The sequence below is a fragment of the Clostridium zeae genome, from assembly GCF_017312485.1.
Classification (GTDB): domain Bacteria; phylum Bacillota; class Clostridia; order Clostridiales; family Clostridiaceae; genus Clostridium_AR; species Clostridium_AR zeae.
Map to the genome: position 1 here is coordinate 335,142 of NZ_BMBA01000004.1, position 26,311 is coordinate 361,452.

Consider the following 26,311-nt stretch of genomic DNA (forward strand, 5'->3'; position numbering starts at 1 on the left):
TATCAATAAAACTTTTTACCTTCTTAAAATTATAACTTTTTACTCATAGAATCAGGGTTTGAGAGGATTTTCATATCAGAGCTTCTGTATAATTCTTTTACGTTAAGTAACATATCTGATCTCTCCCTTATGTTGAAACATGCTAATACGTTCTTCTAAAATTCTTTAAGAACTTTGCTCTTTCAATTGCCTTTATAGATTTCCACCAATTGCCACCAATTACTGATTCCTTTGGATATTTCTCGTTATTTTCAAACCATGACCACGAAATTGGCCAAACGTCATTTTCTGGCAAAGTGTCATGTAAAAAATCTAATTCTACATTAACAATATCTTTATTATCTTGATAGAAAATGCTATCTTCAAATTTTATGTAATCTGATGGTCTATAGCCATAGTTCGGCCACTGTTCTGGTTTTCTTTGAATAGAGTTATTTACTAATTCTTTCAGTCTTAAATCCAATTTATCATAATCATAACCATCAATCTGTTTATTCTTCATTGCCTTAATTAAGGAAATATACCCTGATGGTCCCATATCTCCAAGATTATCACTAAATAGATTATCCATCATTTTGGAAATAAGTGCTAATGTTTCTTGATATATTTTTGAGTCAACATAATTCTCAATAATAAATGTACAAAATCCTAAAATCACACCAGTACTTTCAGTCCTATTATAGCTTTCATCATAATTATAATAACTTGCATGAGGATAATCTTTATTTGATGCTACAGTAAAAGCACAACCTTCTGGAAAGTTTAATTCAGTATCAATATATCTTTTTATACCTAAATAAATTGGATGTTGCATATCATAGAATTCAATATCGTTTAAGATATTGATAGTAAATAATGTTGCCATAGGTAATGAATTCACATTCCAATTATCAGGGTCAACTGTATTACCAAATCCACCATCTTCGTTTTGATAATACATTAAGGCATTAACCACATCTTCTTTATTTCCATTCTCAAAATGATATTTCCATATTGCAATCTCAAGTTCTCTTGCATTTCTATGTATCCAAGATGCTAGATGATTTAAGTTCACTTTCTTCATAAATATTTCCTCCACCAATTTGCTATTTATCCTTAATTATACATTTACTTAATTATATACTATATATACATAAATATCCAAATATATAGAAAAACTGTATATCTTTAGACGTTCACACAGCAATAGTGTATAAATGAAAAAAGCTGTATAAACACTAATTTAAATAGTATTTATACAGCTCACTTATATTTACCTTATACTATATACACCATTCTTTCTTCAATATGGCATATTCGTAAGTATCAAGCCAAATAGGCTCCCCATTGCTATCGGTTTTAAAATATATATTTTGTAAAAGTACCCCTTCACGCCTCATAGTTAATCGTTCAAGCAATTTCCATGAATGATCATTCTTAGGATTGCACATGGCTACAATACGTCTTGCTCCTAAATCTTTAAAAGCATAGTCAAGTAACGCCTTCGCACCTTCTGTTGCATAACCTTTACCTTGATACTTGCTATTGAAAACATATCCTAATTCCCAGGTATTAAAGTCTCCTTTAGCTAAATATAAGTTTCCTATTAACTTTCCATTTTCCTTTAAGCAAACTGCATAGAAAGCCTGATCATTCGACCTAAAAACCTCTTCTTCTTTAGCCTGATTTTCTGAATAAATATCATATGGCTCGAATTTAACAACTTCTTTATCTGACAAATATTCATATAAATCCTGCCAATCATTTTGTTTAAACTTTCTAATAATTAATCTATCTGTAATTATATTTTCCATCTTAATCTCCTTAATTTTCTTATAGGAGAATGTACCTCCTACTATTGGTTACTTCAATAAAATTTTCTACTTTCATATTAACTTCCTCCCTTCCTCAAAATTAAATCTATATAAATTAATAGATCGCAATTTATCTTACTCATCCTTAAATTGAAATTTATATCAATCTCTACTTCTTGTTTTTCATTCGTATTTATCTTAAAAATATTTCTTAATACTTACAGTAAAATCAGAGTTGCTTTTTATACCACTGAATTTTGGACTTTAGATTTTCAGAGTACTCTTCCCAGAGTTTTCTTTGTTCATCAACATAAATCTCATGATTTTGTAATATCTCAAGTCTTTCTGAAATTGTGGAATCGCCCTCATATCTCAAATCAGAGTAATGCTTCATTTCTTTTAGGGACATCCCTGTATCCTTAAGACGCTTTAAAAACTTCACCCATTCAACATCTTTATCAGAATAAATTCTTCTATTTCCAAAATCTCGTTCAACCTGTATTAGGCCTTTGTCCTCATAATATCTTAATGCCGAGCAGCTTATACCGGTTAATTCTGAAAATTCTCCAATTGTCATCTTACACCTCATAATTCACAATTTGTTCATTGACCTCAACCATACTTGAAGTGATATTCTTCAATTATCAACACTAAAGGAGGTCTTTTTATGGAAAATACACGTTTCATTAAAGGAATGGAAAATTTAAAAACTGTGGATGGAAAAGGTGGTGATGCAGTGATTCAATCTCTACAAGATATATCACCGGACCTCGGAAAATATATAATTGAGTTTGCTTTTGGTGATATATATTCTAGACCTGTTCTATCTCTACAGGAGCGAGAAATGATTACTATCGTTAGTCTCCTTACAGCTGGTGGATGTGAACCACAATTAGAAGTTCATATTAACGGAGCTTTAAACACAGGAATAGAACCTGTTAAAATCGTGGAAACCTTTCTACAATGCATCCCCTATACTGGATTTCCAAAAGTACTAAACGCCATCTTTACAGCAAAAAAAGTATTTCAAGAACGCAACATCACACTATAACCATTATCCTAAACAAAACATTTACTTTATTGTTCTATTATAACATATTTTGTAAGAGCTACTTTGTCTTGTACTTTTTTATTTATCTGCCTTTTTAAATATTGTTAAGAAAATTTGGCAGGCGAATAAGTTTTATTTTTCACTGTGTAGCAAAAAAACAGATACCCTTAAGTTTAAAGGATTATCTGTTTTTTCTTATATTTTCATAGTTTTATCATAAATTATATGGTTACTAGCTCAGCTATTAATTTATATATGCCCCGCAATCTCCAAATGCCGAGATTTTCGAACAAGTATACAGCTGGCTATCTCAATTTTAAAAGTTATCTTGCAATGATTTCCAATCCATCCTCTGTTACAAGAATTGTGTGTTCCCATTGTGCTGAAAGACTTCCATCCTTAGTAATAGCAGTCCATCCATCACTTGGATCTATGAATAATTCATAGCTTCCTGCATTTATCATAGGCTCAATTGTGAATACCATCCCTGGAACTAAGATCATATCTGTTCCTCTTTTACCATAGTGAGCAACATAGGGTTCTTCATGGATATCTAATCCTACCCCATGACCTCCAAAATCCCTAACTACTGAGTATCCGTTTCCTTCTGCATACTCTTGAATTGCAGCTCCTACATCACCTAAAAATCCCCATGGTTTCACTGCTTGTAGTCCTTTTTCCAAACATTCCTTAGCAATTTCAACTAATCTTCTAGCCTCTTCTGTTACTTCTCCAATCATGAACATTCTTGATGCATCTGAATAATATCCATTAAGTATGGTTGTTGCATCTACATTTATAATATCACCACTTTTAAGTATCACATCTTTACTAGGTATTCCATGACATACCACACTATTTATTGAGGTACAGATACTTTTAGGAAATCCATCATAATTAAGGGTTGCTGGAATTCCTCCATTAGACACGGTGTAGTTATACGCCATATCGTCTATTTCTTGTGTTGTCATGCCCTCTTTAATATTGGCAGCAATTAAGTCTAAAAGTCCATTATTGATCTTGGCACTTTCTCTTATTCCTTCGATTTGTTCCTTTGTTTTAATAAGATCTCTTGTTGGTACTATATATCCTTTGTCTCTTAAATCAATTAATTTTTCATCAAAACTCAAATGACATTTTTTATATTTTAGTCCACTACCACACCAACAGAGCTCATTTCTATTCTTATTCATAATTCATTCTCCATTTATCTATTATTTGATTTTTCCGCCATGAAAGAAGCATTCATACACTTTATTGTTATTAAAATATATTTCCTCATAGCCTTGAAACCATTGAAATTCTCCATTAATAATGCAATGATATTTATACTGTCCTTTTTCGTACATAATTGGCCCTCGATAAGGATTTTCTTTTGACACTAAGCTTAATACTTCCTTTAAAAATTTTCCTGAAAAATTTTCATCTAAGACCCTTCCTGAATAATTCATAGACCATAGCGGAATATCCTCTTTCCATATAGCCTCTTCTCCCAAAAATTGTTTCCCGCCTAGATAGGTGTCAATGTATTTTAAATCGCCTTCTACATATTCCAAATCATGAGAATTAGGTCTTGAAGCTTTAACTTCTGAACCATTTCCTGCATAGGTAGATATTTTAGCCCTGCATAAAAAGTCTATTGCATCGTCATCGATATTATTACCTTTATTTGATTCTATGAGCAAATGACAGTTTTCCTCATAATCATTTACTAGTTTATCAATACTTACGTTAAAGAATTCACTCAATGCGATTAGTTTAGCAATATCAGGATATGACTGCCCAACCTCCCATTTTGCAACTGCTTGCCTTGAGATTCCCATAACTTCAGCTAATTTCTCTTGTGATAATCCCCTTAATTTTCTCAATGTTTGCAATTGTTCTTGAAAACTCATTCATCTCACCTCTAAGATTATTATACTACCATTATTAGTAAACCTCTACCAACCAAATATAGCAAAGTTGACAACTATAAGTAGCTTTTAAATATATTCAAAAACTTATTTTTCTATATTAAACAAAAATCCAGTAGTAGACAAATTGTCTTCTACTGGATTTTAACGTTAGTAATAAATTAAACTTATATAATAAATTCATTTTACTTTTTGGCTATGTTTAAGAGTATTGTTGAAATTAAGTGGTTATAAAGAAGGCATATATCATATACAACATATTAACACCTTCCATAGAAAATTAAAGAAGTGGATGAATAGGTTTAATGGCGTTGCAACTAAATATCTTGATAATTATTTACTTATCAAGAGTAATTTTATGAAAACTTATAAAAAATAGTGCTTATAACATATAAGCACATGTATATTATAAAAAAATCCAGCAAATAAACATGCTGGACTTTTTTAGTAGTTTAAGAAAATTACTAATTAATAATATATTATTTTAACTTTATACTTAATTCTTTTTATAAAAGCGAATAGACTTCAAATTCCTTATCAAAATGGTAACCCAATTTTTCCGACAAATTTACTGAATCCATATTTGCTGCCTCCCATTCAGGGTAAATCCCTCTCTCAAGACAAGTCAAAATTAAGCTAGCAGCACAGGCTGCAGCAAGTCCCATTCTTCTATGTTCTTCCAAGGTTCCTATCGTTATTCCAATGGTACTTTTGTATGTAATATACGAGGATGCAATGCAAACAAGTTGTCTATCCTTGTATATAACATACCCCAGACCATTTTTCTTGAAATCCTCATATGACCTAAAAAAACAGCATCCATCAGCAGCCCAACCTATACTTAGAACTTCCTTGTATATAACATCATCAATTTGCTTAATTTCATATACTGGATTAACTTTCTTAATCAATTGTTTTAAATTATTCTTATCAAAAACATTGGGCTCATGCTTTATTGCATACCTCTTGTAGCAGCGAACTTTATCGGATAGGTGTTCATTCAAATATTTAACCCACTGCAGTCCACATGGAATAATAATCTTATATCGAGCATTCTCCTCTAATGTTTGTTCAATTTCATCAAGGTGTTTTACCTCACCCAGAAGGTAGCAAAAATCTGCTGCAATAATAACAGCTTCTTCTGGATGTACTACATCGTCCACCCACGCATCACAGTAGGGATTGCCTTCAAGAAACCATAACAGCATAGTATCATCTTTCCTGCTGGAACAAAGTTTCTTTAAATAATGCCTGTTGGAATCATCAATTTTTACCATAACGCGCCTCTTCTCTATTAATTATTTTATGAATTAAATAGTATCTTTATTACTTCGTCATTTATTACAATTACGATGTAATTATTCATTTCATTATACCATAAATTTCATAATATTATAATTGTTTGTAAATATCTGCGTAACTAATTTTAAGCTGCTCTTTAAGTTCATTATCTTCTTCTATATTTTGGCATTTTCAATCATTTCCATACCTATAATACTATATTTAAATATGTATTGGTTTAAATGGCTTGAAATCTTTAATACCGAGAAAGATACTATAAAGAGCAAAAATTTATTGGTTCAATCCCATACCTCTCATACTGACACAAAATTAAAGGATTTTAGGATTAGAGAAGCAATCTATGTATAATGCGTGTAAAATATTTGAAATTATACCTATACATGTTATATAATAAAGTAAATAGAGAATTGTAGATTTTTGTGGCACAATGGTAAGAAATGTGAAGCGAAGAAAGTTTATATAATATACATGATGAGGAGGAGTTTTATGAAGAACCCATATGAAATATGCCCCACTTTTGAAACAGAAAGTTTTATTTTAAGACTCGTTTCAGAAGAAGATTCCGAAGGTCTACTTAAATGTTATTCTGATAGTAAGGCACAAAAAATTTTTAACTCTGATAGGTGTACAGGTGATTTTTGTATTTACACAATTGAGGATATGTTACAATGTACTAAAGCTTGGCTTTGTGCATATTCTCAACAAGAATTTATACGCTTTGCAATTATAGATAAATCACTATCTAAAGCTATTGGAACAGTAGAAATGTTTGGTTATGCTGGTAAATATAAAATTAAAACGGGAATACTCCGAGTTGATGTTTCTTCTGAATACGAAAATGCGAATTATTTAAACGAAATATTTAGTGTTTGTAACGAGAACTTTTTTGATTTGTTTGAGGTTGATATGATTGCAACTAAGGCAATACCTCAAGCTGTTGAAAGGCGGAATACATTATTAAAAATTGACTTCTGTGAAGGCAATGCATATGAAGGTGAGCACTATTTTTTGCGTTCAAAATAAACATAGTCTATAGTAAACTTAATACATAATATTCTTAAAATGTGCATTAAGGGAACTTTTAACAAGTTCCCTTAAAAAATTGCATATTAACAACACGGTGCTTTAACATCGCCTACTTTTTTAAAATACACTTTCCCATACTTTCAGGACTATTGCAGCCATTACAGGAAACGCACTTTACTCTACTTGTATCTCCGTTTTCCCAACGTTTAATAAAATCGCTTTCTGCAATAAATGGTCTTGAGAATGAGAAATACTCAATGGAAGTTTCATTTAATGTAGCTTCCATAGATGTATAATCTCTATTTCCTCCAACTACGATAACTGGAATATCAACTTCTTGGGCAATTTCCGCAGCATAATCCTTAAAGTATGCTTCTTGTTGTGGTTTAAAAGTATGGGAACTGCCGCTTATCTCCACTGCACTTATCCCAACTTCCTGCAATTTCTTACAAACATATTTACATTCTTCAAAAGTCATGCCCTGCTCTATAGCATCATTGCTATTTATTTTTATTAGAATTGGATAGTCTTCCCCTACCATTTCTCTTACTTCCTTACAAGTCTCTATAAGCATTCTAGCTCTATTTTCGATTGTTCCACCATACTCATCTGTTCTACGATTATAATATGGAGTTAAAAATTGACTCAAAAGAAAACCATGTGCTGCATGAAGCTGTACACCATCAAAACCTGCTTCTTTACCTCTTAATGCTGCTGATGCAAATGCCTTTTGTATATATTTAATATCTTCCTTTGACATTTCCTTAGGTACGATTTTTGATATAAGATTCGGTACTGCACTTGGACCTAAAATATCTCCTTCTTCTGATCCAATTAGCGAACCAAAGTATGCAATTTGAAGTATGATGTTGGTTTCCAAAGCATGGACTTTATCAGTAAAATTTTTTAGTTCTGGTATAAAAGAATCATCCTCTATGCTAAGCATATCAAAGAACGGAATCTTGTAGTCAGTTATCTTAGCATTGCCTGTTATTATTGTTCCAACACCACCTCTAGCTAACTCCTCATATGCTGCAAACATTTCCTCTGTTGGGTGTCCATCCTTAACAAAGCCATCACCAGTTGCAGATCTAATAAATCTATTTTTTAATTCTAACTTTCCTATACTTGTTTTATCAAATAATAATTTCATGCTATTCTAGCTCCTTTTCCATAATTTCTAAATAATTTAAGTGGATATCCTTATGTTCATATAGCTTTTAACGTTAATACAATTTCTCCAACACGTGTTGTCAAAGTAAATGCTGCATGTTATTATGATAATATCTATAAGAAACTGGTTCAACCAACAAAACTTAAGTTCTGTCGGTTAACCAAACAGAGTATAAAAAATGATGGAGAAAAGTTTTATTAAGAGGTATGACAGATGACACCTGAAACTAAAAAAATAGATCCAAGAGCTGCTAGAACTCGTATTTTGATACAGGATGCCTTTCTTTCCTTAACAGGAGAAAAAATTTTTGAAGCAATAACCGTAAAAGATATCGTAGAAAGAGCTAATATAAATAGATCTACTTTTTACGCTCATTTTGAGGATAAATATATTCTTCTAGATCAGTTACTTTCAGAAGCTTTCTCTTCTGGCATATCAAGTAAATTTCAATCTGATGTACAGTTAAATGAAGATACACTAAAGACTTTAATAGTGGCTATGTGCAATTATCATGAGAATATAAGTAATCACTGTAATATAGTTTATAAATCAATTTCTTCTTATATGGATAACAAAATTCAGCTTAAGCTTAAAGAACTTATTGCTCTTATGTTAACTAACACTACTAGCTTCGGTATCATCGAGAAAGAAAATTTAGATTTACTATCTATAATGATCAGTAGTTCAATATATGGTGCTACTAGCTACTGGTATAGCAATAGGAGACGTATTTCAGCCAAAGAACTTTCACACAATATATTACCTTATGTGATGCCTAGTATTGAGATGTTTTCTTCTAAAAAATAGTATTTTCTATAATAAGATATTATAAAACTCACTTTTTACTTGTGATTTAAGTTGTACATATTTAATGATATGATAGTCAAAAACCTCGACATTTCTGCCGAGGTTTTAATCATGAAAGCATTGTTAATGTTTTTTTTTGGTAAGATTAAGAGATAACCTTTTTAATTCATCATTTACCTAAAGAAACGCTTTCGAGAAAGCCAAGCCTTTCATTTATTTATAAAGATAAACATATAAACTAATGCCGTCCTTCTTAATTCTGTAGTTTTTAAAAGACGTTTCTTTTATAAATTCCTCAAAATCTTCTTTTGTATATGCACTTTGCTTCAAGAAAGTTTTAAAAGCAAGTTTTACAAAATACTTATCAAAACCTTTCATTCCTGACTTTCTAACCTCAGTTTCGATGTCTTCGGAGGTTGCCTTGTAATTCATATCTATTATTAGAGAAGTTCCACCTTGCTTTAGCACTCTATGCATTTCTGATAATGCTTTTACAGGATCTTTGAAATTTTTAAATGCTGCACTACATACAATAAAATCGAAAAAGTTATCCTCACAAGGTAGATTTGAAGCATTACCTTCTTTAAAATCTACTGAAACATTTGCTTGTTTTGCATTATTTTTCTCGATTTCTACAAAATCAGGGCTTATCTCTACGCCAGTCAAATTAAAGCCTTTCTTTGCAAGTTCAATTGATAAATAGCCTGGTCCTGGTGCCACTTCTAATATGTTTGCATTTTTATTAACATATGATGCAACTTCATCAGCATATTGTTTCATTTCAGCTATTCTGCTCTTACGAGAATTTTTGTCATACCATTTTGCTGTTAGCCCATAAATACCAACATCTTTGCTTCTTCTCATATTTTTCATCATAAATAAACTTCTCCTTAAAACACATTGATTTTTAAAAAATTAAAATCTATAATAATTAAGACTAACATCGTTAGTTATCTAACACCGTTAGTGTATCACCTAACAGTGTTAGTGTCAATATCTTTTTGGGAGTGATTTTATGGCTATAACAAAGGAAACAATTATAAATGCATCACTTAATATATTAAATCGAGATGGAATCGGCAATTTAACAATGCGTACTTTAGCTAAGGAGCTTAATATAAAAGCTGCATCCTTATATTGGCACATCAAAGATAAGCAAGCTTTATATGATTTGCTTTCAGAGCATATTAATCAAGAGATAATATTACCAGAAGCTTTAGACGATCCAAAGGAAACATTAATAGCTCTTTCTTTAGAAATTAGAAGAGTTCTATTAAAAACTAGAGATGCGGTAGATGTCCTATCACAGTCTTTTCCAAGTACACCAAGTAGAATAGAATCTATAAAATTTATTTTAAAAACTCTAAGTAAATACGGAGTTTCTAATAAAAACTGTCTAACCGCTGCTAATCTTGTGAATAACTATATTTTATCATTTGTAGCTGATGAAATTCGTGGTATGAATTTTTCTCCAGAAGAAGCTATGCTTTTTGGAACATTTTTTGGAGATCAATATGAATTTACTCTAGACTTCCAGCAGCAGTTTTTATATGGTTTAGAGGTAATACTAGCTGGATTGATTGTTGAATAGCTGTAATAAAACCCACGACAATACAAAGCTATATCGTCGTGGGTTTATATTATTGGGATGTTTCTCTATCTTAGCTAAAAAATCCATTATGATGCATTTTTTACATCAAGCTTTTAATTAAGTACACATTACCGATTTTTACTTTTCAATCTTACTGCACTATAACTTAAAACAAATATATTAACCAGCATTACGCAACCTAAAATCCTTAAATCTATATCTGGGAGTGGCGACACAAAGCGATTTACACTCATGATTAATATGGAAATTATCATTATAATCAAACTTATTATGAATACATATTTATTTTTCATTTACTATTTCCATCCCCATCAATCTTAATTTTTACAATAACTTGTTACTGTATATTAACATTATTATGCTGGATTATAGTAAAAGTTTCACAAATTAATGTTACTATTCTTTCACAATGACTTTCATATTATCTTTTAGATTTTCCTTATCAATTTCTATAAACATAACCCATTTCCATGTGCCATTATTTCCATTTTTACCATCTATTTGTGCCTCTGATGATTTTTTTAGGTTTACTGTTAAAGTTTTATTGCTTACGTTTATGCTTTCAACACTATATTGATTTACAAGGGAAGTAGGTGAAGGTATTTGCAAATATAAAACTGCTTTTTCTTTATCAGGTGACCCCATAGGAATTTTTCTTGGTGTAAAGTATTTATCCTTAAATTTTTGAAAATCCTCATCATTGATCATAAGAATAGCATCTTGTGGTATAGGCTTTGATTTTTCATCATTTTCATCAAAGCCTATTACTTGAGAATAAAATTCTGTAAATTGCAAACTTTTTTTGCTGAACAGCCAACAAGAAATTGAAATGAAATAACAATAAGACAGATTAATGCTAATATTGTTTTCATATTATTCCCCACTTTAATTAGTCCTTGATAAAGTAAAAATATTTAAGCTAATTCCAATATTTTATTAATCCCATTGTCCTGGAAATCTTAATTTTTGTAGCTTAGGGAACTTTTTATTATATTCTTCCACTTCTTCTTTTGGAAGATCTACAAAAACCTCTGATTCGTAGAATTTTCCTTTAATATCTTTCATGCCGTTTTTTGCAAGCTCAAATCCCATAAATGCATCAAAGTTCTTGCCATCAGCAGTTGTAATATCAAAGTTATCACAGGTTTTAAAGCCTATTCTAGGATAATAATCCGGTTCACCGAAAATCACGATTCCTTTGTACCCTTTATCTGCAGCTACTTTCATTGTTTCCCGAAGTAGCAGCTCACCAACTCCACAGCCCTGCCATTTAGGTTCTATACAAAGAGGTCCAAAGGTTATGATTTCATGTGTATTTTCCTCATCAATAACTCGTGCCTTTGAATACATTATACATCCTATTACTTCCCCATCCTTTACTGCTATTCTGCTTAGCTCTGGAAGATAATCTTTATCTTGTCGTAATTTATGCACTAGGTAGTGTTCGTCACATCCAAGATGATGTTTGTTCCAAAATGCATGCTGTGTCATTAGCTCTACATTGTGCCAATCATCCTTTGTCTCCATTCTAATTTCTACTTCTTCAGGATTTAAGCTCTTCTTTTCTTCTGGAAACCAACCAAACTCTAACCTAACTTCTTTTCTTTGTAGATCATTATTTCTGTAGCAGCATGTATCCATACCAATCAAAGCAAAGCCTTCATGCTGATAAAAATCTACAGCATTAACATTGCAAGATTGAGTTTCTAGTATAATAGCTCGTCTTCGTTCTCTTCTTGCTTGCTCTTTTGCCATTTCAATTAAGGCATGGCCTATTCCTTGCTTTTGATATTTTTCGGCTATCCAAAGTTCTGTAATTCTTAGACGATTAGACCATAATTCTTGATCAGTTTCAATCGCAGCAACTAATTCATCGTCAACTACCACTCCCCAAGCATAAGCATTTTCCCAGTGATCTTGATATAGCTTATCTGGAAAATCACATTCTTCTGGTGAATGGCTCACTGGCTCTTTAAAGTCTTTCTTTTCTATGTCAATAGCAAATCCTTTGTCTGTTTTATTTACAATAACATCATAATATTTCTCTGTTGTATACTTAATTGGAATTAAAGTTCCCTTCCATTTCTCTTTTTGTAAATGTATAATTTCATATTCCATATTCATTACCCTCTTCTTTTTGTTAGTTATTATCTTAACATGATATAGATGCGCTCATTTTTCATATCTTTCATTTAATCAAAATCCGCTATATTATTTTTTGCAAATCAAGAAATATTGAATCATAGGTCCTACTTTTTCTTTTTTTTCTATTTCAAAGTAATTCACTAATATATCTTCAAATTCTTGAGATGACATATCAAATTTATCAGTTCTACCTAGATATCCTTCTATAAGCATCGTGATTCGATGTTCAGGGCTTCCAATATCCGGAACATCAAGAACAAACTTCCCATAAGGTTTTAAGATTCTATGTGTTTCAATAATAGCTTTTTCAACAAAGTCTTTTTCAAAATATTCCAGAGAACCAATACATGCTCCTATGTGAAAAAAGTTTGTGTCATATGGTGTTTCATGCATACTGCCGCAATATAATGAACCAATAGACAATTTTTTCTTTTCAGCAAATTCATGTAGCAACTGAATGGTTTTGCTACTTATATCAACTCCATGATATGTTGATGGCCAATTATCGTATCCACGAAACATTAGGTTTAAGCAACATCCAAGATCAATAAAATTCATATCTATAGCTGGAGATAAATAATCTATAATCTCTCGCCTTCCACTATCTGAAAATGTTACATCCTTTCGCATTCTTTCGAACAAAGGATAATTTGGATCATTTGTAATATACTCTGGAAGTTCTTTATACAAATCAACGCCTCTTCGCCCTAAATCAATAGCTTTATCATAAGATTTTGCAACTAATTCCAACTGATCTGCCACTATATTAAGCCTCCTCACTATACTATATATAAAATTATTATTTATGGTTTTATATTTATCTACACACCCCTAGTTCTTTTACGGCCTTCTCCCAATACTTTTCAGATATATCAGGCCAAACACAAGCACCAGTTTCTTCTCTACATAACTCCATTGCTTTTGATAAAACTCTACTATGAGATATATTACTTCCTCGAAGTATATTTTCAGTTACCTTACTCCAGAAAGGCGCATGTTCGTAAAGCTTAGCTTCATGCATTTCTCTGATTACTCGTGAAGTGTCATACTCAAGACTTATAAATTCCTCTGACCATATTCCATCATTTCCATGCAATATCAAAAACTGTGTCTTTCCTTCACTAAAAAGAGGTACCCCTACAGCTCCAGGATTTAGGACACATTTATTGTTATGTACTATCTTCCTTTGTACATGGGAATGTCCACATAAAATGATGGATGTCTTTACACTATCAATTACTTCAAAAGTTCTAGCATCATCTGGTAACATTTTTTCATTTATCTTATATGGTGAGCCATGGCAGATAGTTATTTCTGGCATATCACTAAACTTTATTTCCTCTACTTGCTTGAGCTTAGCAAAAAAATCCAAATCTATGTCTATAAGAGATTTGTATGCATATAGCAATGAGCCACTGGCAGAATTTTTGTCTTTCCAGCCCTTTTCACCATCAGCATGATATTTAAGCCAATAATCTTCCTTATTTCCCTTTATAAAATAACATTTATACCGTTCATTAACATCATATATTATCTTCATTGTCCTTTCTGGGTAAGCTAATTCTCCAATATAATCACCCAGAAATATAAACGTATCAATATTTCTTGAAAATGCATATTCAAGGCAGCGCTCCAATGCAATGTGATTGCCATGAATATCAGATAAAACTGCTATGTCCATTTTTTCTCCAATTCTATCCTATTAATATAATTTTATTATATTAACTTATTATTCTTCTTACACTCGAGGGCATTGTTGAGACTTCAAGCACAATATCTCTTATACTTTAATAGGCTTGCTCAAAGAACTAGTTTAGTTTCTGCCGCTTAAAACACATCCCCTAAATATAATGGAGATATAACATTACCATGTTCATCAAAAACTCTTTTTAATGCCTCAGGATATACTGTTTTCTCCTTAAGCTCTTCGTACTTTAACCACTGAAATCCTATTTGGTCAGGGTCAATTTTAGTAGCTTTTGATAAATCAAGTTGTGTTTTTAATGCACAAAAGAACATGCATTCAATTCTATGTATTTCAGAATGTAAATCAGCAAACTTATGATTTTTCCCAATATACTCACTAACAAGTGCAACGTCCTTTACTTCTACTTCTGCTCCAAGTTCCTCCAGGCATTCTCTTTTTAACGCCTCTGCATATGTTTCCCCGGCTACTTGTCCACCTCCAGGCAAAACATAATATACAATTCCAGTTCTCTTTGAAAGATATTTAACAAATAATATTTTATTATCTTCAACTATTATGGCTTTGGCAGTATTTCTTAACTTTATCAAGGTTCACCCTTCTCTCTAAAACTTAAATTCAACTATATAAAATGAACAATAATCAATAAAACCAATATCTCTCTTATTATATTAATTATTAATTCTTTAGAAATCCCTTCTTCAAGAAATTTTATTACGTAGTTGTATATCACATCGCATATAAAGAAAAATCCTGCTATTACTATACAAAATATAAAAACAAATTTGTATTGCTCAGTAGATCCAACTGTAAAAATATATAATAGAGCTGTAATAGCAATTAATGCGAATGCCATGGACATCAAATGTATCTTTCTTACCTTATCTTTAAAATCTTCGCTTATTTTTATTCTCATCTATTCACCTTCCAAATCAATTTATCGAATATATCCTACCATGTTCATATCTGCTAGTTTTTTAAGCTTGAAGGATTGATAAAACTTATTATCTACTATGTCTTCTATATCTGTTACAACCATGAACATTCTTACCTTTGAGTATTTTTCCATTATTGTTTTAAAAAGATATGTACCAATTCCATTCTTTTGATACTCTGGTTCAACGATTAAATCTTGCACTATCAAAATATGTTCCCCATCACCAACACATCTAATAAAGCCAATAAGTTTACATTCGTCAAAGGCTCCCAGAATATATAATGAATTATCAAATGCTCTTATTAGTTTTTCATCATCTTTCAAATAAGCATTCCAAGATTCTTTTTTGTAAATATCTTTTATAGATTCAATCATGGATGAGTCAATTTCCTTATAGCCAATCATCAATTTAATTTCTCCCCTTCAAACTGAAACTTATAGCAGAAAATCCGTTTTATCGTCTTCAGTAATTTCTCTAATCACTTTACATGGAACACCTGCTGCTATTACATTTGCTGGAATGCTTTTTGTTACAACACTTCCTGAACCAATAATTGTGTTATCCCCGATAATAACCCCTTGATTTATATGAACACCTGCCCCAATCCATACATTATTTCCAATCTTAACTTTCTTCGCATAACAAGCTCCAGCAGCTCTTTCCTGTGCATTCATCGCATGATTTGAGGTATAGATTCCAACTCTCGGACCAAATAACACGTTATCTCCTATCTCAATACCACCACCGTCGAGCATTACGCAATCAAAGTTTTCATAAAAATTATCGCCAATAGAAATGTTATAGCCAAATTCACATCTAAAAGTAGGTTCAAAGTGTACTCCTTTTCCTACCTTGTTTAATAACTTTTCTAATATAGCCTCCCTTTCTTTTGATGATTTTCCAAAGCTATTGTTATACTCATTTGTAATAAAGACAGTTTTTTCTCTTGCTTCTATCAGTTCTCTTGTTAAATCATTATACATTGCTCCGCTTAGAATAAATTGTCTTTGCTCTTCTAGATTCAAGTCAATTCGCTCCTTCTCAAATTACTATTTATAGATAAACTACTTCATATTAGAATTTATTAAATATTTATCATATATACCTTTCAGGGATTCCATTCATCCCAAAGTAGGAAAATACTAATATTCCTAAATATACTTTTCAATTCTCTTAACCCAAATACTCATAATAAATTTTTGTGGAAGTACTTTAGATAGAAGATGCAGGTACTTTACACACAATGTACAAACTGACATATCCTTTCCTCTTTTTGCGTCTTTCATAGCTTTTATTGCAACCCTTTCTGCTGAAACAATACCATCAAACTTCACCTTAATGCCGTTTATTTCTTTCATCAATAACTCTGTATCAACCCAGCTCGGACACACCGCTGTTACTGTAATACCAGTCTTTTTCAATTCTATATTTAATGCTCTAGAGTAAGCTCTTTCAAACACCTTAGTTGACGCATATAAATTAAGATATGGTAATGGCTGAAAAGATGATGCAGAGGATATGTTAAGTATCCTACTTTCCTTTTTCATATATGGAATACATAAGTTACATAGAATAGCTAGTGCACTGCAATTTATCTTAATAGTATCTTCAATTTCTTTTATCGCAAAATCATCATAAGTTCCCATTTTTGCAACTCCAGCATTATTTATTAAAAATGCTATAACTGGTTTTTGTTGTTCTAACATTTTACCTATGGAAATTAACTCTTCTGTTTTAGATAAGTCCTTTGAAATAGTGACTACTTTATTTCCTAATTCACCCTTTAAAGCAGCAAGCTTTTCTTGATTTCTCGCTATTGCCCAGACTTCGTCTACTTTTTCTTGAATCAATAATTTGGTAAATTCTTTTCCGATACCACCACTTGCTCCTGTAACAATTGCAATTCTCTTTTCCATACCCTTCTCCCCACATAATTAGTTTTTAATATCATATGATACAATATTTAACGAATATAATTTTACAATCATTTATAAAGACCAATAAGCTACAATTTAACAAATTGGAATATATATTTCAATTATACATAGACGGATATTTAGACTCATAACCACTTAACCTTTACGACTATTTTTTATTTTCATAGCAAATTCTTCGGCTTTTTTTAAATCCGTATCATTTGGTCTTCCTTTATTTAATCCACCAAATATATACTTTGTAAAATGATAGTCCATAAAGCCCTTACAGCAAAAATGTCCAATTACCTCAAAGCCTTTTTCAACTAACATTTTATAAAGAGTTTTATGAAAATTTTCTACTGGAACAGTAGCTGTTGAAAAAATGAAGGCTTTTTTATCAACTTGTTTATTAATTTTATTAACTAAATTTAATATACTTTTATGATGTGCTCCATCGTATATGCCAGAGCCAAAACCAATCAAGTCATATTCATCTATATTTTCAATACTAAAATCTTTTGGCTCTATGACTTCTGCCACCAATATATTTCCAATTACATTTGCAATTTTAATGGTATTCTTGTGATGTATTGAAGTACAAACTATCAAAGCTTTACTACCTTCCATCTTACTCCTCCTTATCTTGCATTTTTGACCTCACACTACAAATTAAATAAACAATCCTTATCTCACATTTATTTACAAATATGCATTTATTTAATTATATACTACACCTATAGAATTATTCAAATATCTAGAAGAATTGTACAAACGAAAAAGCAGTATAACCACTACCTCAAATAGTATTTATACTGCTCATTTATATTTAAATATATCTCATTAATCCTAAAAATTCTTCAAATAAAATATAGCCAATTGCGTCCTATCTCTAAGGCTCAGCTTCTCTAGAATATTGGTTATATAATTTCTTACAGTTCCCTCACCTAGAAAAAGCTTTTCTGCTATTTCCTTATTGGACATTCCTTCAGCGATTAAAGCTAAGGTCTCAAATTCTCTTTCAGACAGTCCAAAGCTTGAAGGCTTGTTTTTCTTTTCTTCTTTAAGCATGCCTGTAATTGAGTTAATTATATCTTTTTCAAACACTGCATTTCCTTTGAACACAGTCCTAAGGCTATCAATAATACTATCTGAGGATTGATTTTTTAGTATGTAACCTTCAGCTCCATTTACCACAGCTTCTCTTATATATTCATCATCCTTAAAAGTAGTCAGCACTACTACTTTTATATCCTGAAAGCTTTCTTTTATAAGCTTTGTTCCAAGGACTCCATCCATAATAGGCATTCGTATGTCCATAAGTACGATATCTGGCTGCTCTACCTTACAAAGTTCAAAGGCTTCCATGCCGTTTTTTGCTGTCCCGATTACCTCCATGTCTGTTTCAAGATCTATAAGCAGCTTTAAGCTGTCTCTGATTAAACCGTCATCATCAACTATTATTACCTTCATTTAATTCTTCCCCCTTATCTTTTTCAAGTGGAATTACATAAAGTATTATAAAACCATTTTCTCCGCTGAAGGAAACTGTCCCTCCAAGGTTTTTGATCCTTTCTCTTATACCCATTAGCCCAAAGCCCTCTTTAAGGCTTGCACACCCTTCTCCATCATCTTTTATATACACTCTTACAGCCTTATCCATAACATCAATTTTAATATCTATAGCAGTTGCCTTTGAATATTTATAGGCATTTGTTAGCGCTTCTTTAATATCTGAACTTATAGTTTCAAGAACATTTGCTGGAAGGCTTTTAAAATCTCCTGAATGTTTAAAGTTTACTGTGCAATAAATAAAATTATTAATAATGCTTTCTATATACTCCAGTCCCATTGGACTGCTTGGCTTAATGTTATGAACTGTATTTCTCATAACATCTAAGGAATCAGATAATCTTCTGATGGAGTCCTCAAGAAGGCTATCAGACTTTTCCTCATCCCTAGTCTTCAGTTTTTGCACTACCTGTAGTTGAAGCAAAATCCCTGCAAGACTATGTCCTACGGTATCATGAATCTCCCTTGCGATCCTATTTCTCTCTCTAATTTCTGCGATATAAGCCGCCTCTTTAGCTGAGTTTAAAAGCTTTTGCTTTGCAGCTTCAAGCTCATACCTATATCTTCTTTCATTATCATAAGTTTCTTTAAAAGAACTTATATTATTACTAAACTTTAAGGTGAGATATCCAACTATGAAAGCCATAAAGATTAGAACTAATATCTCTATACTACTATTGAGCCCTGAAAAGTAAATAGCGAGCAATGCTGTTGGCAAAGCAAAGTACCTAAAGTCTTTACTTCCTGCATCATATGCAATGAGGGAATATAAAAAGGTAAAATTATAACTGTATGTACATCCAACTGTTATAACTATAGCTTCTATTATAAGAATCTGCCAAGTAACCTTGTATTTATGCTTAAATATATTAACAGCAGCTATTAAAAGAAGCACTGAAACTTCAAGAGCTGATGCATTTCTTTGAATTATAAACTTGCCTATGACTGCTGCAAAAATTAATATCCTAATTAAGTACTCCATATTCCTCACCTTTTTAAGATCTTCTTTATTCATATTGGTGCATAACTTTATCTTAGGCTATGATATTGTATAGTGTTGATAATTTTATATATACTTTACGAAAATTGTATATTTAATTATTTTTCTTAATATAGAATCATAACCCCAAATTCAATTTTTCCAAACTCCGATATACTTTCAAAAGAATATACCTTTTTGAAACCTACTCGTTGATATACTTTTATTGCACGTTGATTAAAATTTGCTACTGTCAAACGAAATTTTTTTGCTGATAGTTTATTTCGTGCAAAATTTAACCCACTATTAAAAAACTTTTCCCCTAACCCTTGACCACACAAGTTCGGTTTTATTCCCAAACCAATATCTGTAATATCTTTCAAATCATAAGCACCAAACTGATTTCCTGCTGGTACTTGAGCAGCTTCACCAAAGCAATAATACCCTACAAGATTATTTTCTATGTCTAAAGCTGAATAATAATAACCATTAAGAAGTTCCTTTATACAATTCTCACTTTCATCCATACTATAAATTGAATAAGGTTCTTTATAAATCCATTTTGAAATTTGTTTTGCTTCCTCATAATTCATTTGTTTTATATTTAGTTTCATAATAAATCTCCCATTATTTAAAATAAAGTAATATAAAATTATTCAATAGCCATCTCGTATCTATATTCATCTAGTTTTTTACCAATAGTTATTTCCTTGACTGTTCCATCATGTCTAAAGCCAATTTTTTCATAGAATTTTCTTGCCCTTATATTTTCTTCAAGAACCCATAAGGTAACTCGCTTATAATTTCTTTTCTTTAATTCATTTAGACCCCATTTAATTAATTCAGAACCTATTCCAATACTCCAATGTTCTGGTAGTAAATATATACCCCATATTTCACCACAAGCATCATCTTTATCTGTATCTCTGCATCTTCCAATACATATAAATCCAGCTGCTACATCATCCTTAAGTATAATAGCGTCTTCTTCCTGCCTATTTGTCAGTGCCTTTTCAAAGTATTTTTCTCTCTTTTCAGCAGTAATATTTTCTAATACTTCATCTGGTACTATACCTTTATATGCAATCTTCCATGATCTTGAATGTATTTCTCCTAATATTTTAGCATCATTTATTTCAGCATAACGAATTCTAATCATAATAGCCCCCCATTTATTCAACATATCCTATGATTATTTAATTATGTAATTATTTTACTTATTTATATCGAATTTGTCTAATAAAAAAAGCATAAAATCACCTTATGTTTTAGTTTATTGTAAATGAAACAAAAGCTAAAAACACGTAGGTCAAATTATGCTTGAATTTATTTTATTCCAATACCAACTATTATCAATGATATACTTCAGTTTAATCTACAATGCTTAGCTGTAATAATTTACTATAAGTCAACCCCTGCATCGGTCATTGGAATATAGCTTCATTAAACATTTTCTGAGTATACCTTTCCCCAGGAAGAAATCATGAAAAATACTATTGTGAACAACAGAAGCACTCCAAGTTCCATAGTTACAGACGTTATTGATGAGGAAGTAAGTAGTTTATTTATACCATCTGTAAGCCAATATGCTGGCGTAAACTTTCCTATTGTTAGTAGCACATCAGGCATATATTCCTTTGGCCAGAAAAGACCACCCAACATGCCTATTAAAGTTGTTGCAACCATTCCTAAAGCTGCAGCTTGTTTAACATTTCTTGAAATGCTTCCTATAGCAAGGGACAATGCAACACAGGTAGCAGCATAAAGTGCAAAAATAAGAAACATATTTATTTCTGTTGCTCCAAGCTGAACCTTATATACCCTTGTCATGAACTGAAAAGCTACACTTATTTGCACAAGTAATACAAATAGGAAGCTTAAAATATTTTGCAGCATATAGCTTAAGTTTTTTAGAGGCGAAGCAAACATTCGAATATAGGTATTATTTTTCTTGTCTTCAAGAATAAGATTAGTTGAGAAGGTTGCAAGTAAAAGCATGGTATAACCTAACAGTCCTAATGCAATCCTTTCTTTTTGACCATCTCCACCCTGAGCCCCAAAGATAATTGTTTCAGTTTTAAAATTACCTTTCTCATATTCCTTCATTGAAGAGTAAAATAGTTCTTTGTTTCCTTTTGTATTATTAGAAATATTCTTAGCTGCACTAATATAATTTTCTATATATAGCTTAACTGCAGAAGCTACATTTACCTCATCAGCTCTGTAGGTTTTAAGCTTCACATCCTTACCACTTAACATATCTTCCGTAAAACCTTTATCTATCACAATTCCATAGGCTAAGGATTTATTCATAATAGCTGTTTTCATAATATCTTCAGACATAATGTCTACATCACTTTTTCCCTGAAGCCCTTTTATAAAGCTCTGAGTAAACTCTGTATTGTCCTTATCTACAACTCCTACATCTACGGTGACTCCCTTTGTACCTAAGCTAAAAGCAACAATTATAAAAATTATTGGCGCCCCAAATATTATTACTCTATTTAATCTTCTCTTAAATATCCTTTTTAAATTTGTAAGAAAGATTGTCATCTTACACTCCTCCTTTCAACTGTGATAAAACATAGGAAAAACAGCGCTGAAAATGCCCAAAGCATTGCTATATACCCAAAAGTATTAAAGAAGTGAATATTTACACTGTAGTGATTTGAATATATCACATTGAACAAAGCAGCTTGAGGATAGAAGTTTGGTGAAAGATGCATAAACACTGATTCACCTAAATCCCTAGTCAAAAGCACCGCATAGCCACCTGCACCGAAAGTAAAAACATTATTTAAAATGTTTAATATTCCTGAGGCCTTACTTCCGTTGCCCACAACCATAGCGACAAACATTCCAAATACAGTAGAAAATACTGCTGCACTTATAATAATAATTGCAATCATACCAAAGTTATTTCCCCAGTTTACTTTATAAACAAGTTTACTAAATACTATGATAATCACAGCTTTGATAAATATATCAAACACACAGCCTAGTATCTTTCCTGCTAACCTTTCATAAGGCTTTATAGGAGTTGCCTTAATTCTCACCGCCACATCATAAAAATAATCCTCCGAAATCACCTCACCAGCAAAGCCTGAAGAACTCATTATTGCTAACACAAGCATAGCTACTGCATAATAATCTATGCCTCTTGGAGAATTTCCTTCAGTAGAAAGTATATTTTCATCCACTGCATTGTACCTAGTATAACTAAGGCTATTACTTGAATTAATCTTAGACACAGCCATTATTGTATTCCCTGCAGAGTTGTAGGCATCTATTATATTTTCAATCATTGTATTTTTAAAATCAGCATATTTTGTATTATAAATTTTAATATTTGTTTCTTCTCCAGACTTTATTTTTTCTGAATAATCCTGTGGTACATATATTAGAGAAAGTGCCTTTTTATCATTAACTAATTTTTCTCCTTCAGCTATTGAAGCTACCACCTTAACATTTAGTAATTCTTTAATCTCATCATTTTCAAGGAATCCTTCAAACTCTTTTCCAAAAGCTCCACTATCAAGATTGAGGTAACAAATATCAAGCTTATCTAATTTTGTACTCTGAAAACGGCTATCAAGAGCAGTTCCAAGTACAATAATCATAAGAATCGGCATCAATATAGAACTGAGTAAAGCTTTCTTGTCCCTTAAATTTCGCTCAATTGTATTTAGTGCTATATAGAATATATTCATGATTCCCCCCTAATCCCTTAACTTTCTTCCAGTAAGAGTTAAGAATACCCCTTCAAGGCTTGGCTTATCAACATCTATTCCTACTATTTCACTACTTGAATTGTTAATGGAATCTATTATCCTGCTCAAGTTTTTGCTGCCTTTTTGAGATATCACCGTAAGTTTTCTATCCTCAAGTACGCAGTCCATAACACCTGATATTCTTTTAATCTGCTCGATCATAGTATAATTGACATTTGAAAGAGTAACAGTTACTTTTTCATCTACATCTATTAGTGACTTTAACTCATCCTTGGTTCCTTTTGCTATGACCTTTCCACGATCCATTATAGTTATATCAGAACACAGCTCCTCTATCTCCTCCATGTAGTGAGAGGTGTAGATAACTGTTGATCCGCTTTTATTAAGCTGCCTTACTGAATCTAATATGTGATTTCTTGATTGTGGATCTATTCCTACAGTAGGTTCATCCATTATTATAAGCTTTGGCTTATGAACAATGGCACAGGCTATATTGAGCCTTCTTTGCATACCACCAGAGTATTTATCTGGATAATCCTTTTTTCTATCTAAAAGTCCTGTGAATTCTAAAGCTTCTTCAACTCTTGATTTTAATATACTACCTCTAAGTCCATAAAGCTTGCCAAAAAACTCTACATTTTCATAAGCTTTAAGATCATTAAAAATAGCAATATTCTGAGGAACTATACCAATATTCCTCTTAATCTCCATCTCATCCTTATCTAAACTTTTCCCAAAGATCTTTACCTCTCCACTATCTATTTTGCTTAGTCCCAAAATAGTATTGATAGTTGTAGTTTTACCTGCGCCATTTGGTCCAAGAAGTCCAAATATCTCTCCTTCTTTTATTGATAAACTTAAATTATCTACTGCAATAAAATCCTTATATCTTTTAACAAGATTATTAATCTCAACAATCATCTTTTTATACCCCCAACATCTTTTTCTAATCTTATAATACGCTAATAGAGGTAATGAAAATAGTGAGTTAAATTACTTTCCAATATGACAAATGTCATTTTGATGCAGAAAAAAAAGACACCTAAGTGTCTTTTTAGCTTTTAAAGCTTCCTTCCTTCTCCATAACCATGAAATAGAAGTCAGTACCAAATTCTTCATTAAATTTTAGTTCTAGTTCTCTTAAACGGCTAACTTGTTCGCCTTGCATATTTGCATATTCCATAGGCTTAAGCTTTTCTAAATATTGTTGCTCCATAAAAAAAACCTCCCTTGAAATTTAATATGGAGAAATTATAGTTCTATGTGGCTTTGTTTTCAAGGGGGACGATCTCAAATTTGAATGCAAAACTGATGTTAATTTTAGCCATTTAGTTATTTGATTTCCATCATTAACTCTTTTAATAAAGGTTCTGTAAAAGAATAGCTTTTAAATTCAATATTATTAATTATAGCCAACATTGATAATTAACTTAAGACACAATTGTAATTGAACTATATACTAATCTAAAAAAGGCCTTATATTATGTATTAAATAAATGTTGGTACTTATATGTAAAAGGACAAGCTATAAAATATCAACATTTATTTAATACATAAGCTTTTAGGGTAAAAATATTTCCCCACAGGTTACAACCCGTGAAATATCAATATTTGAGTAATTATATTTAAGATTACTTATACTGATTAGATTATATTGAATTTAAGAATTGAAATAATACAACTATATCTTAGAATCTATATTCGCCTAAAGTTGTATAGTTACTTATATAATTACAAACAGTTAATTCAGAATGTGAAAAAAAGACGACGTAGATTATAATTGCAAAACGTTCTTTGAAAACTGAATAATGCGATATTTATAATATGTAAAACATTGTGAATTGTTAGATTTATATTTAAAAGAGGCAATATATAATATCCTAAAAATAATAGGTAGTCAATATATACTTTGAAAATCCATAAAATTTCTACGATATTAATTTTAATATATTCTGATAGACATTAAATAAGTTATTGTAATTTGAATTTGCATATAGCTCTAGTTATAATCATTTTTATAGCATGTACAGTATTTTATAGGAGGTTTTGTATGAGTGAATTTTTGAAATTAGAGAATTTTATTGGACATTCAGATGTAAGTTATGAAGAAGTTATAGTTCAATTTTTACAGGATAATGGAATAACGATTGATGATTTTGAGTACGTAGGGAGATGTGATTCTGAGTGTATGGAATGTAATACAGAAAGATTTAGTGTCTGGCGTAGGGATATAGGAGTCATAGAAGAAAACATTTTTACTTTCGATTTAGATGCCGCTGATGAAACATTAGATTTCGCTGTATACTTGTGTAATAAATGCAAGAAATGGACTATTTATATTGAATAACACATTATTCTCAAATTATAAATCTATAAAATAAATAACGTATTGTAAAATCGCATTATTCAAGAGATTGAATTTGCGATTTTTTTAATGCGTAATTCTAAAAGGTAGGGAATTTGTAATAAACGATTTAGAAAAATTAGAATTATTGAATAGCATTGAAATTGCATGCATATCAACAGGTCAAGGAGATATTGAAAATAATGCGACATAACTGATGAAACTAAAAATACGAATAATGTTCTTTGAGAATTGAATAATGCAGTGTAGATAATAATATTTAAACCTTCAAGTAGCTATATTGTG

31 protein-coding genes and 1 pseudogene are annotated in these 26,311 nt (G+C 31.1%); 6 read left to right on the forward strand and 26 right to left on the reverse strand.

Annotated elements, in window-relative coordinates; translation table 11 throughout:
• Positions 1-142: 142 nt before the first annotated feature.
• From J3477_RS18785 to J3477_RS18795, 3 genes are all read right to left on the reverse strand, one after another.
• Positions 143-1,063: a hypothetical protein gene (locus tag J3477_RS18785; RefSeq protein WP_206871476.1), complete on the reverse strand. Its 921-nt coding sequence runs from the start codon at positions 1,061-1,063 to the stop codon at positions 143-145.
• 199 nt (positions 1,064-1,262) lie between these two features.
• Positions 1,263-1,793 (reverse strand): GNAT family N-acetyltransferase, encoded by a 531-nt coding sequence (locus J3477_RS18790; RefSeq protein WP_206871477.1) that lies wholly within the window; start codon positions 1,791-1,793, stop codon positions 1,263-1,265.
• A 229-nt stretch (positions 1,794-2,022) separates the two neighbouring features.
• On the reverse strand, positions 2,023-2,370 hold the full coding sequence (locus J3477_RS18795; RefSeq protein ID WP_206871478.1) for a MerR family transcriptional regulator: 348 nt from the start codon (positions 2,368-2,370) through the stop codon (positions 2,023-2,025).
• A 90-nt stretch (positions 2,371-2,460) separates the two neighbouring features.
• Between J3477_RS18795 and J3477_RS18800 the strand changes: the two genes are divergently transcribed.
• Positions 2,461-2,844: a carboxymuconolactone decarboxylase family protein gene (locus J3477_RS18800; RefSeq protein ID WP_206871479.1), complete on the forward strand. Its 384-nt coding sequence runs from the start codon at positions 2,461-2,463 to the stop codon at positions 2,842-2,844.
• A gap of 323 nt (positions 2,845-3,167) precedes the next feature.
• Here the strand turns inward: J3477_RS18800 and J3477_RS18805 are convergent, their stop codons facing one another.
• Both J3477_RS18805 and J3477_RS18810 read right to left on the reverse strand, forming a co-directional pair.
• Positions 3,168-4,037, reverse strand: a complete 870-nt coding sequence (locus J3477_RS18805; RefSeq protein WP_206871480.1) for a methionyl aminopeptidase — start codon at positions 4,035-4,037, stop codon at positions 3,168-3,170.
• A 21-nt stretch (positions 4,038-4,058) separates the two neighbouring features.
• Positions 4,059-4,739: a DUF5680 domain-containing protein gene (locus tag J3477_RS18810; RefSeq protein WP_206871481.1), complete on the reverse strand. Its 681-nt coding sequence runs from the start codon at positions 4,737-4,739 to the stop codon at positions 4,059-4,061.
• 250 nt (positions 4,740-4,989) lie between these two features.
• Between J3477_RS18810 and J3477_RS18815 the strand changes: the two are divergent.
• A pseudogene (locus J3477_RS18815) lies at positions 4,990-5,097 on the forward strand (IS1595 family transposase); the annotation flags it as partial.
• A gap of 166 nt (positions 5,098-5,263) precedes the next feature.
• On the opposite strand, the gene J3477_RS18820 reads toward J3477_RS18815, so the two are convergent.
• Positions 5,264-6,034, reverse strand: a complete 771-nt coding sequence (locus tag J3477_RS18820) for a GNAT family N-acetyltransferase (RefSeq protein WP_206871482.1) — start codon at positions 6,032-6,034, stop codon at positions 5,264-5,266.
• A 511-nt stretch (positions 6,035-6,545) separates the two neighbouring features.
• On the opposite strand from J3477_RS18820, the gene J3477_RS18825 reads away from it, so the two are divergent.
• A complete protein-coding gene (locus tag J3477_RS18825) occupies positions 6,546-7,082 on the forward strand; it encodes a GNAT family N-acetyltransferase (protein ID WP_206871483.1) in 537 nt (178 codons plus the stop codon).
• Positions 7,083-7,194: 112 nt separating this feature from the next.
• Here the strand turns inward: J3477_RS18825 and J3477_RS18830 are convergent, their stop codons facing one another.
• On the reverse strand, positions 7,195-8,238 hold the full coding sequence (locus J3477_RS18830; protein WP_206871484.1) for an NADH:flavin oxidoreductase: 1,044 nt from the start codon (positions 8,236-8,238) through the stop codon (positions 7,195-7,197).
• Between the two features lie 234 nt (positions 8,239-8,472).
• On the opposite strand from J3477_RS18830, the gene J3477_RS18835 reads away from it, so the two are divergent.
• Positions 8,473-9,066 carry a TetR/AcrR family transcriptional regulator gene (locus J3477_RS18835; protein ID WP_206871485.1) on the forward strand — a complete coding sequence of 198 codons (594 nt, stop codon included), beginning with the start codon at positions 8,473-8,475 and terminating at the stop codon, positions 9,064-9,066.
• A 213-nt stretch (positions 9,067-9,279) separates the two neighbouring features.
• On the opposite strand, the gene J3477_RS18840 is transcribed toward J3477_RS18835, so the two are convergent.
• A complete protein-coding gene (locus tag J3477_RS18840) occupies positions 9,280-9,942 on the reverse strand; it encodes a class I SAM-dependent methyltransferase (protein ID WP_206871486.1) in 663 nt (220 codons plus the stop codon).
• A gap of 139 nt (positions 9,943-10,081) precedes the next feature.
• On the opposite strand from J3477_RS18840, the gene J3477_RS18845 reads away from it, so the two are divergent.
• Positions 10,082-10,657: a TetR family transcriptional regulator gene (locus tag J3477_RS18845; protein ID WP_206871487.1), complete on the forward strand. Its 576-nt coding sequence runs from the start codon at positions 10,082-10,084 to the stop codon at positions 10,655-10,657.
• A gap of 417 nt (positions 10,658-11,074) precedes the next feature.
• Here the strand turns inward: J3477_RS18845 and J3477_RS18850 are convergent, their stop codons facing one another.
• The 18 genes from J3477_RS18850 to J3477_RS18940 all read right to left on the reverse strand — a co-directional run bounded on the left by J3477_RS18850 (position 11,075) and on the right by J3477_RS18940 (position 24,877).
• Positions 11,075-11,473, reverse strand: coding sequence for a hypothetical protein (locus J3477_RS18850; protein WP_228731311.1), 399 nt, complete (start codon positions 11,471-11,473; stop codon positions 11,075-11,077).
• 141 nt (positions 11,474-11,614) lie between these two features.
• Positions 11,615-12,796: a GNAT family N-acetyltransferase gene (locus J3477_RS26165; protein ID WP_228731312.1), complete on the reverse strand. Its 1,182-nt coding sequence runs from the start codon at positions 12,794-12,796 to the stop codon at positions 11,615-11,617.
• A gap of 93 nt (positions 12,797-12,889) precedes the next feature.
• On the reverse strand, positions 12,890-13,585 hold the full coding sequence (locus tag J3477_RS18865) for a class I SAM-dependent methyltransferase (RefSeq protein ID WP_206871488.1): 696 nt from the start codon (positions 13,583-13,585) through the stop codon (positions 12,890-12,892).
• Between the two features lie 55 nt (positions 13,586-13,640).
• A complete protein-coding gene (locus J3477_RS18870) occupies positions 13,641-14,504 on the reverse strand; it encodes a metallophosphoesterase family protein (protein ID WP_206871489.1) in 864 nt (287 codons plus the stop codon).
• A gap of 146 nt (positions 14,505-14,650) precedes the next feature.
• Positions 14,651-15,118 carry an NUDIX domain-containing protein gene (locus J3477_RS18875; protein WP_206871490.1) on the reverse strand — a complete coding sequence of 156 codons (468 nt, stop codon included), beginning with the start codon at positions 15,116-15,118 and terminating at the stop codon, positions 14,651-14,653.
• A 32-nt stretch (positions 15,119-15,150) separates the two neighbouring features.
• The gene (locus tag J3477_RS18880) at positions 15,151-15,444 is read right to left on the reverse strand and encodes a hypothetical protein (RefSeq protein ID WP_206871491.1); all 294 of its coding nucleotides are present in this window, start codon (positions 15,442-15,444) and stop codon (positions 15,151-15,153) included.
• 21 nt (positions 15,445-15,465) lie between these two features.
• A complete protein-coding gene (locus J3477_RS18885; RefSeq protein ID WP_206871492.1) occupies positions 15,466-15,870 on the reverse strand; it encodes a GNAT family N-acetyltransferase in 405 nt (134 codons plus the stop codon).
• Between the two features lie 30 nt (positions 15,871-15,900).
• The gene (locus J3477_RS18890) at positions 15,901-16,491 is read right to left on the reverse strand and encodes a sugar O-acetyltransferase (RefSeq protein ID WP_206871493.1); all 591 of its coding nucleotides are present in this window, start codon (positions 16,489-16,491) and stop codon (positions 15,901-15,903) included.
• A gap of 126 nt (positions 16,492-16,617) precedes the next feature.
• A complete protein-coding gene (locus tag J3477_RS18895) occupies positions 16,618-17,382 on the reverse strand; it encodes an SDR family NAD(P)-dependent oxidoreductase (protein WP_206871494.1) in 765 nt (254 codons plus the stop codon).
• Between the two features lie 156 nt (positions 17,383-17,538).
• A complete protein-coding gene (locus tag J3477_RS18900) occupies positions 17,539-18,009 on the reverse strand; it encodes a flavodoxin family protein (protein ID WP_206871495.1) in 471 nt (156 codons plus the stop codon).
• A gap of 219 nt (positions 18,010-18,228) precedes the next feature.
• Positions 18,229-18,852, reverse strand: a complete 624-nt coding sequence (locus tag J3477_RS18905) for a response regulator transcription factor (RefSeq protein ID WP_206871496.1) — start codon at positions 18,850-18,852, stop codon at positions 18,229-18,231.
• Positions 18,833-19,933 (reverse strand): sensor histidine kinase, encoded by a 1,101-nt coding sequence (locus J3477_RS18910; RefSeq protein WP_206871497.1) that lies wholly within the window; start codon positions 19,931-19,933, stop codon positions 18,833-18,835. Before J3477_RS18910 ends, J3477_RS18905 begins: the two co-directional genes overlap by 20 nt.
• 125 nt (positions 19,934-20,058) lie before the next feature.
• The gene (locus tag J3477_RS18915; RefSeq protein ID WP_206871498.1) at positions 20,059-20,544 is read right to left on the reverse strand and encodes a GNAT family N-acetyltransferase; all 486 of its coding nucleotides are present in this window, start codon (positions 20,542-20,544) and stop codon (positions 20,059-20,061) included.
• A 38-nt stretch (positions 20,545-20,582) separates the two neighbouring features.
• On the reverse strand, positions 20,583-21,089 hold the full coding sequence (locus J3477_RS18920) for a GNAT family N-acetyltransferase (protein ID WP_206871499.1): 507 nt from the start codon (positions 21,087-21,089) through the stop codon (positions 20,583-20,585).
• A 284-nt stretch (positions 21,090-21,373) separates the two neighbouring features.
• Complete coding sequence (locus tag J3477_RS18925; protein ID WP_206871500.1) at positions 21,374-22,483, reverse strand: ABC transporter permease; 1,110 nt, start codon at positions 22,481-22,483, stop codon at positions 21,374-21,376.
• Positions 22,480-23,640, reverse strand: coding sequence for an ABC transporter permease (locus tag J3477_RS18930; protein WP_206871501.1), 1,161 nt, complete (start codon positions 23,638-23,640; stop codon positions 22,480-22,482). The genes J3477_RS18925 and J3477_RS18930 overlap by 4 nt, the downstream gene beginning before the upstream one ends.
• 9 nt (positions 23,641-23,649) lie before the next feature.
• A complete protein-coding gene (locus J3477_RS18935) occupies positions 23,650-24,582 on the reverse strand; it encodes an ABC transporter ATP-binding protein (protein WP_206871502.1) in 933 nt (310 codons plus the stop codon).
• 133 nt (positions 24,583-24,715) lie between these two features.
• Complete coding sequence (locus J3477_RS18940) at positions 24,716-24,877, reverse strand: polynucleotide phosphorylase (protein ID WP_206871503.1); 162 nt, start codon at positions 24,875-24,877, stop codon at positions 24,716-24,718.
• An 834-nt stretch (positions 24,878-25,711) separates the two neighbouring features.
• Between J3477_RS18940 and J3477_RS18945 the strand changes: the two genes are divergently transcribed.
• A complete protein-coding gene (locus J3477_RS18945; RefSeq protein WP_206871504.1) occupies positions 25,712-26,008 on the forward strand; it encodes a hypothetical protein in 297 nt (98 codons plus the stop codon).
• The last annotated feature ends 303 nt before the right edge of the window (positions 26,009-26,311 follow it).

Bases quoted from the DNA above. Each gene is read 5' to 3' on its own strand.
- J3477_RS18785 (WP_206871476.1), bottom strand. From the start codon at position 1,063: ATGAAGAAAGTGAACTTAAATCATCTAGCATCTTGGATACATAGAAAT.
- J3477_RS18790 (WP_206871477.1), bottom strand. From the start codon at position 1,793: ATGGAAAATATAATTACAGATAGATTAATTATTAGAAAGTTTAAACAA.
- J3477_RS18795 (WP_206871478.1), bottom strand. From the start codon at position 2,370: ATGACAATTGGAGAATTTTCAGAATTAACCGGTATAAGCTGCTCGGCA.
- J3477_RS18800 (WP_206871479.1), top strand. From the start codon at position 2,461: ATGGAAAATACACGTTTCATTAAAGGAATGGAAAATTTAAAAACTGTG.
- J3477_RS18805 (WP_206871480.1), bottom strand. From the start codon at position 4,037: ATGAATAAGAATAGAAATGAGCTCTGTTGGTGTGGTAGTGGACTAAAA.
- J3477_RS18810 (WP_206871481.1), bottom strand. From the start codon at position 4,739: ATGAGTTTTCAAGAACAATTGCAAACATTGAGAAAATTAAGGGGATTA.
- J3477_RS18820 (WP_206871482.1), bottom strand. From the start codon at position 6,034: ATGGTAAAAATTGATGATTCCAACAGGCATTATTTAAAGAAACTTTGT.
- J3477_RS18825 (WP_206871483.1), top strand. From the start codon at position 6,546: ATGAAGAACCCATATGAAATATGCCCCACTTTTGAAACAGAAAGTTTT.
- J3477_RS18830 (WP_206871484.1), bottom strand. From the start codon at position 8,238: ATGAAATTATTATTTGATAAAACAAGTATAGGAAAGTTAGAATTAAAA.
- J3477_RS18835 (WP_206871485.1), top strand. From the start codon at position 8,473: ATGACACCTGAAACTAAAAAAATAGATCCAAGAGCTGCTAGAACTCGT.
- J3477_RS18840 (WP_206871486.1), bottom strand. From the start codon at position 9,942: ATGATGAAAAATATGAGAAGAAGCAAAGATGTTGGTATTTATGGGCTA.
- J3477_RS18845 (WP_206871487.1), top strand. From the start codon at position 10,082: ATGGCTATAACAAAGGAAACAATTATAAATGCATCACTTAATATATTA.
- J3477_RS26165 (WP_228731312.1), bottom strand. From the start codon at position 12,796: ATGGAATATGAAATTATACATTTACAAAAAGAGAAATGGAAGGGAACT.
- J3477_RS18870 (WP_206871489.1), bottom strand. From the start codon at position 14,504: ATGGACATAGCAGTTTTATCTGATATTCATGGCAATCACATTGCATTG.
- J3477_RS18880 (WP_206871491.1), bottom strand. From the start codon at position 15,444: ATGAGAATAAAAATAAGCGAAGATTTTAAAGATAAGGTAAGAAAGATA.
- J3477_RS18885 (WP_206871492.1), bottom strand. From the start codon at position 15,870: ATGATTGGCTATAAGGAAATTGACTCATCCATGATTGAATCTATAAAA.
- J3477_RS18895 (WP_206871494.1), bottom strand. From the start codon at position 17,382: ATGGAAAAGAGAATTGCAATTGTTACAGGAGCAAGTGGTGGTATCGGA.
- J3477_RS18900 (WP_206871495.1), bottom strand. From the start codon at position 18,009: ATGGAAGGTAGTAAAGCTTTGATAGTTTGTACTTCAATACATCACAAG.
- J3477_RS18905 (WP_206871496.1), bottom strand. From the start codon at position 18,852: ATGAAGGTAATAATAGTTGATGATGACGGTTTAATCAGAGACAGCTTA.
- J3477_RS18910 (WP_206871497.1), bottom strand. From the start codon at position 19,933: ATGGAGTACTTAATTAGGATATTAATTTTTGCAGCAGTCATAGGCAAG.
- J3477_RS18915 (WP_206871498.1), bottom strand. From the start codon at position 20,544: ATGAAACTAAATATAAAACAAATGAATTATGAGGAAGCAAAACAAATT.
- J3477_RS18920 (WP_206871499.1), bottom strand. From the start codon at position 21,089: ATGATTAGAATTCGTTATGCTGAAATAAATGATGCTAAAATATTAGGA.
- J3477_RS18925 (WP_206871500.1), bottom strand. From the start codon at position 22,483: ATGACAATCTTTCTTACAAATTTAAAAAGGATATTTAAGAGAAGATTA.
- J3477_RS18930 (WP_206871501.1), bottom strand. From the start codon at position 23,640: ATGAATATATTCTATATAGCACTAAATACAATTGAGCGAAATTTAAGG.
- J3477_RS18935 (WP_206871502.1), bottom strand. From the start codon at position 24,582: ATGATTGTTGAGATTAATAATCTTGTTAAAAGATATAAGGATTTTATT.
- J3477_RS18940 (WP_206871503.1), bottom strand. From the start codon at position 24,877: ATGGAGCAACAATATTTAGAAAAGCTTAAGCCTATGGAATATGCAAAT.
- J3477_RS18945 (WP_206871504.1), top strand. From the start codon at position 25,712: ATGAGTGAATTTTTGAAATTAGAGAATTTTATTGGACATTCAGATGTA.